Source organism: Microcoleus sp. B13-B6 (genome assembly GCF_036705405.1).
Classification (GTDB): domain Bacteria; phylum Cyanobacteriota; class Cyanobacteriia; order Cyanobacteriales; family Microcoleaceae; genus Microcoleus.
Map to the genome: position 1 here is coordinate 1 of NZ_JAUBUJ010000180.1, position 9,313 is coordinate 9,313.

General features: G+C 44.1%; 6 protein-coding genes and 2 pseudogenes. 4 read left to right on the top strand and 4 right to left on the bottom strand.

Annotation, left to right across the window (positions count from 1 at the left end):
• Positions 1–795 precede the first annotated feature (795 nt).
• Positions 796–1,605 carry a GAF domain-containing protein gene (locus QUB35_RS37595; RefSeq protein ID WP_333147985.1) on the top strand — a complete coding sequence of 270 codons (810 nt, stop codon included), beginning with the start codon at positions 796–798 and terminating at the stop codon, positions 1,603–1,605.
• A 407-nt stretch (positions 1,606–2,012) separates the two neighbouring features.
• On the opposite strand, the gene QUB35_RS37600 is transcribed toward QUB35_RS37595, so the two are convergent.
• On the bottom strand, positions 2,013–3,551 hold the full coding sequence (locus QUB35_RS37600) for a PAS domain S-box protein (protein WP_333147987.1): 1,539 nt from the start codon (positions 3,549–3,551) through the stop codon (positions 2,013–2,015).
• Between the two features lie 226 nt (positions 3,552–3,777).
• On the bottom strand, positions 3,778–4,959 hold the full coding sequence (locus tag QUB35_RS37605; RefSeq protein ID WP_333147989.1) for a transposase: 1,182 nt from the start codon (positions 4,957–4,959) through the stop codon (positions 3,778–3,780).
• A 271-nt stretch (positions 4,960–5,230) separates the two neighbouring features.
• Between QUB35_RS37605 and QUB35_RS37610 the strand changes: the two genes are divergently transcribed.
• The 3 genes from QUB35_RS37610 to QUB35_RS37620 all read left to right on the top strand — a co-directional run bounded on the left by QUB35_RS37610 (position 5,231) and on the right by QUB35_RS37620 (position 7,994).
• Positions 5,231–5,881, top strand: a complete 651-nt coding sequence (locus QUB35_RS37610) for a DUF3386 domain-containing protein (protein WP_333147991.1) — start codon at positions 5,231–5,233, stop codon at positions 5,879–5,881.
• Between the two features lie 280 nt (positions 5,882–6,161).
• Entirely contained in the window at positions 6,162–6,398 is a 237-nt protein-coding gene (locus QUB35_RS37615) for a NifU family protein (protein ID WP_006632519.1), read from the top strand.
• A gap of 672 nt (positions 6,399–7,070) precedes the next feature.
• Positions 7,071–7,994, top strand: a complete 924-nt coding sequence (locus QUB35_RS37620) for a hypothetical protein (RefSeq protein ID WP_333147993.1) — start codon at positions 7,071–7,073, stop codon at positions 7,992–7,994.
• A 133-nt stretch (positions 7,995–8,127) separates the two neighbouring features.
• Here the strand turns inward: QUB35_RS37620 and QUB35_RS37625 are convergent.
• Positions 8,128–8,727 (bottom strand): annotated as a pseudogene (locus QUB35_RS37625) (transposase); the annotation flags it as partial.
• A 45-nt stretch (positions 8,728–8,772) separates the two neighbouring features.
• Positions 8,773–9,228: pseudogene (locus QUB35_RS37630) on the bottom strand (ISAzo13 family transposase); the annotation flags it as partial.
• Positions 9,229–9,313: the final 85 nt, after the last annotated feature.

Sequence of the window (9,313 nt, forward strand, 5' to 3'; positions counted from 1 at the left end):
TCCTGGCACATCTCTTGATGAAATTATTCGTGCTTATTGTGAAGTCTAGTGTCTCATACTTATTTGAAATGACTATAATTATTCTACAAACACAGTTCGATCGCCCACCAGCGTATCAATTTTGACCGAAAGCATCCAGGATACCCGCCACGTGATTCATTCCTTCGCAGACTCAGGACCCAGAAATAAAAAACCTGTATCCGATGAAACTTGCCGAACGTATTTATCCGTGGGGTCAATGCTTCAATGCTTCAATTCTAAAATCTAAAATCTAAAATCTAAAATCTAAAATCTAAAATCTAAAATCTAAAATCTAAAATCTAAAATCGATTGACTTTTATCCGTCGCCCAGCTCCCTCCTTGGGAGTTTTGGACTCATATTCCTCACCCCCGCCACTTCCGATCCCCACCCAGAATTGGCATAAATCAAATCCGGGGGATACGGATAACAGCTAATCTTTAATCTGTCGGCTGGAAGATCACACCTCCGAGTAAACCCCCATAAACCGCCAACTTTACAAGAACTTAATGGCTACTTTTAGCACTGATTCAGCTTTCCAATCCCCTACTGTCAAGGATTTTTAAGAAAACAGGATGCTCTCCCTTCTATGTGAAAATTATAAAGATATTGTAAAGACACCGCAAATACTTAGTAATGTTTGACGGTCTGTGGCAATATTTAAGTAGAATTACGTAATTCATAAGTTGGACAGCGGCAGGCTGGCAAATTCAGTAACTCCCTGCTCTGTTGCCGGAGTGGTAAACTTTTGCCAGTCTAGTAGAAAAGGGGTTGCTATGAATCAGCAAATATCAGCTCAATCGCAAAAACTTTTACTCCAAATTGGCAGAAATATTCGTCGAACCTTGGATCTCCATACCATCTGGCAGCAAACAGTTAACAGTCTGGGAGAAACACTAGGCGTCAGCCGCTGCATCCTTTGTCCCTATGAAAGTTCTAGTCTGCAAGTCAAAGTAGCTGCTGAATACTGCCAAGAACCATTTTTACCGATGCTGGGAATGGAAATCTCGCTCACAGCAGCACCTCATTTCCTTCAAGCTCTAGCCACCCTCGAACCGGTGGTAGTAGAGTCCTTTGCAGCCAATGACTCTTTTGGGCCGCAGTCGCTGCTAGTGGTGGCTACCGCTTACCAAGAGCAACCTAACGGCATAATTAGCTTGCATCAGTGCAAAGGTCGATCGTCGGGGAAGGGTAAGACCGATCGACCTTGGACTCAATGCCAGATCGAATTCGCACAAGAACTTGCCGAGCAAGTAGGAAGTGCGATCGCCCTCGCCACCCTCTACCAAGAGCGCAGCAAGCGAGTACAAGGACTATCCCAGCTCAAAAAGCAATTTTTGTTGAAAGCGTCCCACGAGCTCCGCACTCCCCTAAATCACATCATCGGCTATCTACAACTAACCATAGACGACCAAGCTGACGATCCCATAGAGGAGAGAGATTTTATCGAAGAAGCTCACCGTTCGGCTATCCACCTTTCTCAGGTAATTTCCAATATCTTAGATTACATTGAGTTAAGTGAAGCTTGCCAAACTCACGCAGAGTTAGCCACTTTCAGGAACCAGGAAAAATCTGGGCATCAGTAAACCTTCGAGTGGCGTCTTTGACAAGTCTAATATTTACCGTGCCCACAAGTTTTACCCAGAAAAAAGCTGACACTTTATCGATAGATTCCCTCAATAAATTCGATAGCTGGTTCATCAATTATTTTTAGGGAAAAATAGTTTTACACAGTACAGCAGAGCAACTACTACAGGTGGTAGCCCGGTGTATTTATCATATTATGTCCGCTCGAACGACTCCCATCAAATAGGTTATTTGACCGGAAAGGATAAGCTGTTGTGCATCTAATTTGACAGTCAATTTTTCTACAATTCTTGTGGGACGGGCAGGAGAGCCCGTCTCTGTATTCAATTTAGATGCGTAGCAGCTTATTGCAAGCATAAGATTGCACTTTTGCACTTTTAATGCTTTTAAATTGTGCTTGAGAGAATTACCCACCGCCCTTTTTTTTCGTAGTTTTCGGAGGGCTGACATAGCGCGCCCAAAAAGGTTCCTCCATATCTTTCATCGCTGCTAGTTTTTGGCGCTCTTCCTCTATGCGCTTGCGTTCTGAAAGATCAGAAAATATGTTGATACTGCCGACAGTCTGGCCGCCCGCATCTCGCACGCGTGCGGCCCAAAGCCAAACATCGATCGAACTACCGTCTTTTTTCAACAAAGATATTTCCAAACCGTTGTGCGGGTTGCCATTAGACGCAGACTTTAGCAGGGCGTAAAAATCTTGCTTTTGGCCTTGAGGAATATTCGGTAAAGGTTTCCCTAAAACCTCAGCCGCAGTCCAGCCAAAAAGTTGTTCGGCGGCGCGGTTCCAAACAACGGTATTGCCGTCATTGCTGGTACAGTTAATCGCCAGCGGCGCCGATGCTATCTGGGCTTGCAAAACTTGGTTAACGAGTTGCAGTTTCAATTCTACTTGCTTGCGATCGGTAATTTCCTGACAAGCGCCCCACAAACGGACAACCCGTTCAGCAGTTTTGTCCCACACCACTTGCCAGTAGTCCCGCACCCAGCGCACCTCGCCTTTTTGATTAAGAATGCGATACTCATTAGCTCCAGTGCGGCTGAAAGTACAGCCTTCTAATTGTTTAATTAACATTTCCCTGTCGTCAGGATGAACGAGTTCGGAGTTCCACCAACCAAACGATTCTAATTCTTCAGGAACGATCCCTGTGCAGCGCTCAAAAGCTTCTGTCGCCCACTCGCAGGCGAACTTGCCGTCGGGCAGTCCCTTAAAAGAATAGGCAAAATCCGAAGTAATTTGCGACATAACTCTGTAGTGGAGTTCCGACTCTCGGACTGCGATTTCGGCTTGCTTTCGTTCCCCTATTTCCCGCGAATTAATTATAATTCCCTGCACGCTCGAATCGCAAAGCAAACTGTTACCTACCGACTCCATGTAGATCCAAGAACCGTCAGCATGGCGTTTCCGATATTCGATTGCCCCCCCAATGCCGGGAGATTCTAACAACTTACCAAAATACGTCTGCCAAGCCAGCAAATCGTCTGGATGGATTAACTCGCCGTGAAATTTGCCAATTCTTTCTTCTGGGTTGTAACCCAAAAGCCGCTGTAGGGCTCCGCTGTGATATCGAACTCGCCCGTCGGAGCCGACAATGCTAATTAGATCGGGAGAATTACGCAGCATAGCTTGCAGTTTGGCTTCACTTTTAATTAATCCTTGATTGTCCCTGCGGTGCTGGCTAATTTGTTTTTCCAACTGCTCCCGTAGCTGTCTGATTTGCCCTACTTGCTGGGCTACAGTGCGTTCCAAGAGGCGATTTTTTTTTTCGATTTCAACCAGCTTTACTTCGTTATATCTCGCCATTTCCAACAGGCGATCTGCTGCAATTTCCTGCAAAGAATTAGATAAAATTTCCAGAGTTTCCGTGAGAATTGCCTGTTGCGGTGGTGGCAATTCTCTAGCTTGTTCCTGCAATGTTTCTAAGTGTTTGTAGACAGTTTCTAGCATTTTATTAAGGGGGGAATCTAATAGTTGCCTGCGGGTGCAACCCCTAAAAAGCGGACACAAGTTTTTTCAACATAACCCATAACTAAGACTGGTGTGTGGCTTGCGACCCATCGCGCTCTCAATAACCAGGCATTTTGGGACTTTATTTTCCGATCATAGCAACCGATAGAGAAATTGACACTCCCTTGCCTAAAGGCGCAGGGATTCTTGGATCATCCAGTCGAACTTATCTCTGTTTGGCTACCATCAGCGAGTAGAGATCGGTCTGTCCCCCAGCGTAAATTTCGGTGTGCCCCACCGTATTTAAATTGATTCCTGCCTGCTTCAATCCCTTTGCCAAAATATTTTTTCCGGCATTATGGTCGCGATCTAACACCACACCACAACCACAAATATGGGTTCGAGTTGACAGAGTTTTTTTAACCAGGTTGCCACAGTTTGAACATTCCTGAGATGTGTACTGAGGAGCAACAGCAATAACTGTTTTGCCGTACACTTTTCCAAAGTATTCCAACCATTGAGCAAACTGTGACCACGCAGCATCGCTAATTGATTTAGCGAGTTTATGGTTCTTAACCATGTTCCGCACCTGAAGGTCTTCGTAGGCTACAAAATCGTTAGATTTCACCGCGCCGGGCGTCGTCTTAATGGCGAAGTCTTTACGCTGTCTACTGACCTTCAGGTGTTTTCTTCCTAACTTGTTGATCGCTTTTTTTCGATTTTTAGAACCTTTCTTTTTCCGAGAAACTCGCTTCTGCGATCTCTTCAGAGCTTTTTCGCTTTTGCGGAGATACCGAGGATTAGGAACTGTTTCGCCATCGCTATCAGTATAAAAATGGTTTAATCCGACATCTATTCCAATGGCTTTACCAGTGGAAATAGCTTCCTCTTTCCGTTCCACATTGATACAAAATTGAGCGTAGTATCCGTCGGCACGACGCACGACTCTGATTCGTTTAATCTCGTTTGGCGCGTAGAAATACAAATCCCGACTACCAACCAACTTGAACTTCCCAGCAGCGAAGCCGTCTTTAAATGTTAAACATCTTTTGTCGGCAGAAAGTGACCAACCCGATTGTTTGTACTCAACGGAACGAGTGTGCTTTTTGAACTGCGGGAATCCCTTTTTCCCTGGTTTCTTTGCTTTGCAATTAGCAAAAAAACGCCCTATAGCAAAAATGGCACGCTCCGCCGAAGCTTGACGTGCCGTCGAGTTAAGCTTGCCTGCCCATTCAAACTCTTTCGCCATAATGGCACACTGTTTGTATAGGTCTACCAGCTTAATTCCTTGATTGTCTATCCAATGTCTAAGAGTTTTGTTTCGGACAAATTGAGCCGTCCGAATCATTTCGTCCATGATCCGATATTGCTCCGCTTTGCCTTTCAACTTAAACTCTAATACTATCATGGGAATAGTTTATCATTATTTTTACTGCAACTTTTACCCACAAAATCTACCTATTTAACAATTATTTACAAATTGTAGAAATTAAAGCCGTCTTAGAAGGACGGGGCTTTATACCCACTTTTGCGGTAAATTCTTGTTGCGCCCTAATTGCCAGCCCAGCCGCACCCCCAAGAAGTGCTCGCTAGGAGTGCGGGTAACTCCCCTACCCAGTGAATGTGGGGCTTCTCGCGGTTAAGCTAAACTAGATGGGTGTCAAGAGAAAGAGGGATTTATGACAGAGCAAGCCAACGCTCGCGATTTGTTTCGCGCTGCTTACGAACACCGCTATACCTGGGATGCCAATTTTCCCGGTTACAGTGCCGATATTGAACTCAAACAGGGCGACGAAGTATATACGGGTCATGTTTGGATCAAACCCGACATGAGCGTGGAAGTCACGGGCATTGAAGACGAGGAAGTGCAGCAAAGCGTCTACACCCAAATGCGCGATATTGTCACCCACCGCAAACGCTCGACATTTGAAAAATCTCACGGCAAAAATAGCTTCACCCTCGGCGAGAAGGACAGCACAGACGCTGTGGACATCTTGGTGCAAGGCGACTCAATGGGGTCTAACTATAAAGTCCGAGGTCTCTCAATTTGTCAAGTCAGCCGGGTGATGGGCCGCATGGCTTTCGTAATTGACACGCATAAAAGCTTAGAGACACCCGAAGGTTCTTTGGCAACCCACTACGATGCCGTTTTCCGCAACCCCCAAACAGACGAAATCATCAAAGAACTCGAATTTGAAGATACCTTTGACAAGATAGGCGACTATTATGTCATGACAAAGCAAGTAGTTCGATCAAAAGAAAAAGGTCAATTGACAACAACCGAGTTCAACTACTCCAACGTCAAACTGCTAGAACCAGCAGTAGTGTAGCGGCCTCAAAAACCCGATTTCTTAAATAAAACGGGTTTTTTTGGATAACGTATCAGAATCAACTTGATTTGGCGGCAAGTAACGCTACGATCGAACCAGAGAGCGAATTGAAATCGAGCATCAGCGTGAGAGAAACCGGGTTTCCTGTAGCCAGCTCACCTGAGCGTGCAAGTCTTTTGTCAAGAAACCCGGTTTCTTAAATCCCGCGCGGGTTGAGAATGCTGCCCTTGAGTCAAATCGAACTTTTATCAACTGCAAGAAATCATCACAGAGGCGAAATATGACACTAGCACTAACCAGAGATAACGTCGAAACAGTTCTCGATGAAATGCGTCCCTACCTGATATCCGACGGTGGCAACGTCGAGCTCGTAGAAATTGACGGCCCAGTGGTACACCTGAGACTGCAAGGAGCTTGCGGCTCTTGCCCGAGTTCCACAATGACTCTGAGAATGGGCATTGAACGTCGCCTGCGCGAGGCTATCCCAGAAATTGCTGAAGTCGAACAGGTAATGTAGCTGGGTAACGAGTAATTCACCAAAAAACGAGACGGAATCCCCGGGCTACAGACACGGGGATGGACTTTTCTGCTGTTTCAACCGCCGAAGGAAAGCAAAACAAGATAAAAGTAAGCGTAATTGCATACCTCTTGTACTGGTAGTTGTTTTTGAGCGTGTAGAAGCGAATTGTCCACAGCTTTAAGACTACGATTATGGTCTTACTAATCCCCTTGCCTTTTCAGGCGAGGGAGATGTCAAAGCACTCTATGCTGGTATAGCCTTTCTCAGAAAGATGAGGTACGTTGTTGGGATGAGAGCCCTCTTATGGTCGTTATATAGTAAGCGAGATACAGACAAAAAACTCCGCTCCGAGTCATACCTCACCTATCTGAGAAAGGCTATAGTAGTTGTGTAGAATTAATTGCACAAAATCTGTCTCCGCTCAATAAATCGGGGTAGACTACCCTGTCGGGAAGGATTTTGCTCCCGGAAAGAGGCTCGTCACTGAGCGATTTACCCCGATTTATTGAGTGGATACCCAAATCTGGCCTGCAAGCCTTGCTTAGTCAAGAGTCTTTATGTAATTAATGTTGCCAGGTTACCTAGGAGGAAGCCGAAAAATTGCTAATTTTTTGCTAAACTTTTAAATCATTTCTGCTTTTTATATTATGAAGTGTGAGGCATTTGCTTATGATTCCACAACTGAACACCCTCGACCAAATTTCAATGGTGACATCCAACTTTGGGGATGCTTTAGTATTTGCTGACATTCTCCAAGATTGGTTTCAGTTTTTAGGGGGTAAACCTGGTGAAGTTGTCGTTGTAGATTGTGGCAGCGATCTCAAAACTCAAAGGGTATACTGGCAATTGTTTGAAGAAGGTTTGATTGACAAATTGCAGGTAATCCAGTCTAATCACGAAGATAATCATGGGGGGATGGAGTCTGGTTATATAAAAGAATATACATCGGGGGCGATCGCGAGTAAACCTTACTTGCTATTTTTCCACGTTGACACCTTGCCCTACCGAAAGGGCCACGATGGTTGGTTAGAGGAAGCGATTGGTTATCTCGAACGCGATGATGTTTTCTCGGTTAGCGGTTCATTCAATCTGCCATCGCAGCACCACGACGCCTGGCCGGGGTGGTACTTTAGCGACAAGTGTAGTCTGAATTTTGCTCTGATGAAGCGGAGTAAATTTATGGCGGCAACCCATGAATTTGCTGGGGATTTTATTATGTCTGGCTTCAAAGGTGAGAATCCAGCTAAGGCGACTAATCAGGACAGATATTTATGGGAACTCGCTTTCGAGCAGTACGTAGAACGCCACAAGGAATACAGCTTATGTAAGGCAGAAGATCCGAACTGGACGGTATTTCATACAAATACTCACGAAGAGCGCTTGCAGAAGACTCGTCAAAAATACCTGAAGCGAGAAGGAATTGAACGCTTTATCAATGTGGGTTTTTCTGATGCCGAAAGGATTCCTGCTCAGGCACTTTATTATGGACAGTCGCAGATGGGAATTATGAAAAAATTGCGAATTATGTTCGGAAAATCACCAGTAGGCTCTTACTGGCGGCAGTTTAAACAAAGGCTAGCTCTTCAAAAATAATTTTGTTGGTGGGGCAGGCAAAATGCCTGCCCTTGCAGGGGCTAAATTGAGACAGGTAAGTAGGGCTTGCTGAATAAGTTAGAAAAAATCGCGTAGGCGTAGCCAGCCGTAGGCATCGCACTTGATGGGCAATTCAAGCTCGGCGAAACATAACTTTTTGTTGACTATAACTTGCCCTGCTATAGCTTTTAATAATCATTGAACCGTAAATAGGTGTGATTTTCGGTTTGTGACATAAAAACGCACAAAAAACCCGTCTTAACCAGGTAGAAAGGTTCATTACTAAAAAAGTAATAGCAATGGCTGTTTCGGAAGTATTATCAAGTTTTGCCATCACCCGATTCAGGCTAAATCTTCTTTTTCGCAAGTCCCAAATTTGCCCTCAATAGAGTTACGAATTCTTTCATCTTCCCAGGCTTGTTTCTTGGTTTCCTTACTAACATTTGCTGGTGGCTTTCCTAAAGGGGGGCCACTAATTCTAATTCCTCTTTCTTTACACCAAGCTCGGTTTTCTCTTGTTCGATAAATGCGATCTGCATGGACTGATTCTGGATAGTATCCTGTGTAATTTTTAAATGCTTCAAATGAGTGCTTTTAAGTCTCCTGATTCGTTAAAGTTATCCCAACTTATCCGGTCTAGAAATACATATCCTTCATTGCAACTCGCTGACAGTTTGGCTCCAAACTCTACGGGCTTTCCTGCTTTTCCTCTGATAATTGGACGGATGTGGGGTCATTCCTCACAAGTTAAGGAATGAAAAATAAATAACTTAATGAATTACTCAGGTTGGGGTACGGCTCGATAATTCCATTTTGGCAAATATTCGTCAAAAACAATTTGCATAGTATTTTTGAAGTTATCAGCTACCTTCCTACCAGTTTGATAAACTTTATTAAGGATATTTACAGCTACAGATAGTCCCGTTTTAGTGTGAGTTTTTTCTACGAGAGCTTTGACTAATTCTAAACTTGTAAAAATTACTCCTTGACAAGCCCTGGTAATATGAGGAAAAAGTCGATGTTCTATCGGATTATATTTAGATGTATAAGGAGGGTAATGAGCAATTCTGATCTCAATTCCTATTTCATTAACTAATTTCTGCAAATCTTCTTTAAAAATATAATGATTAGCATTATTACTACCTCCCCCATCACATTTCGCCAAGATAGAATTAGCGTTAGGGTAGGCTGCTTTACCATAATTATTCCACCAATTTTTTAAAGACTCACAGGCGAATTCACTGGGAGCGTGTCACTTTTGCGATAAGTATAAATACTCAGAATAAGTAGGGCAAAGGTTTTGAGCTATTGTTGGCAAA

What these genes read in the sequence shown, in the direction of transcription:
- QUB35_RS37595 (WP_333147985.1), top strand. Translation starts at nt 796, where the DNA reads ATGAATCAGCAAATATCAGCTCAATCGCAAAAACTTTTACTCCAAATT.
- QUB35_RS37600 (WP_333147987.1), bottom strand. Translation starts at nt 3,551, where the DNA reads ATGCTAGAAACTGTCTACAAACACTTAGAAACATTGCAGGAACAAGCT.
- QUB35_RS37605 (WP_333147989.1), bottom strand. Translation starts at nt 4,959, where the DNA reads ATGATAGTATTAGAGTTTAAGTTGAAAGGCAAAGCGGAGCAATATCGG.
- QUB35_RS37610 (WP_333147991.1), top strand. Translation starts at nt 5,231, where the DNA reads ATGACAGAGCAAGCCAACGCTCGCGATTTGTTTCGCGCTGCTTACGAA.
- QUB35_RS37615 (WP_006632519.1), top strand. Translation starts at nt 6,162, where the DNA reads ATGACACTAGCACTAACCAGAGATAACGTCGAAACAGTTCTCGATGAA.
- QUB35_RS37620 (WP_333147993.1), top strand. Translation starts at nt 7,071, where the DNA reads ATGATTCCACAACTGAACACCCTCGACCAAATTTCAATGGTGACATCC.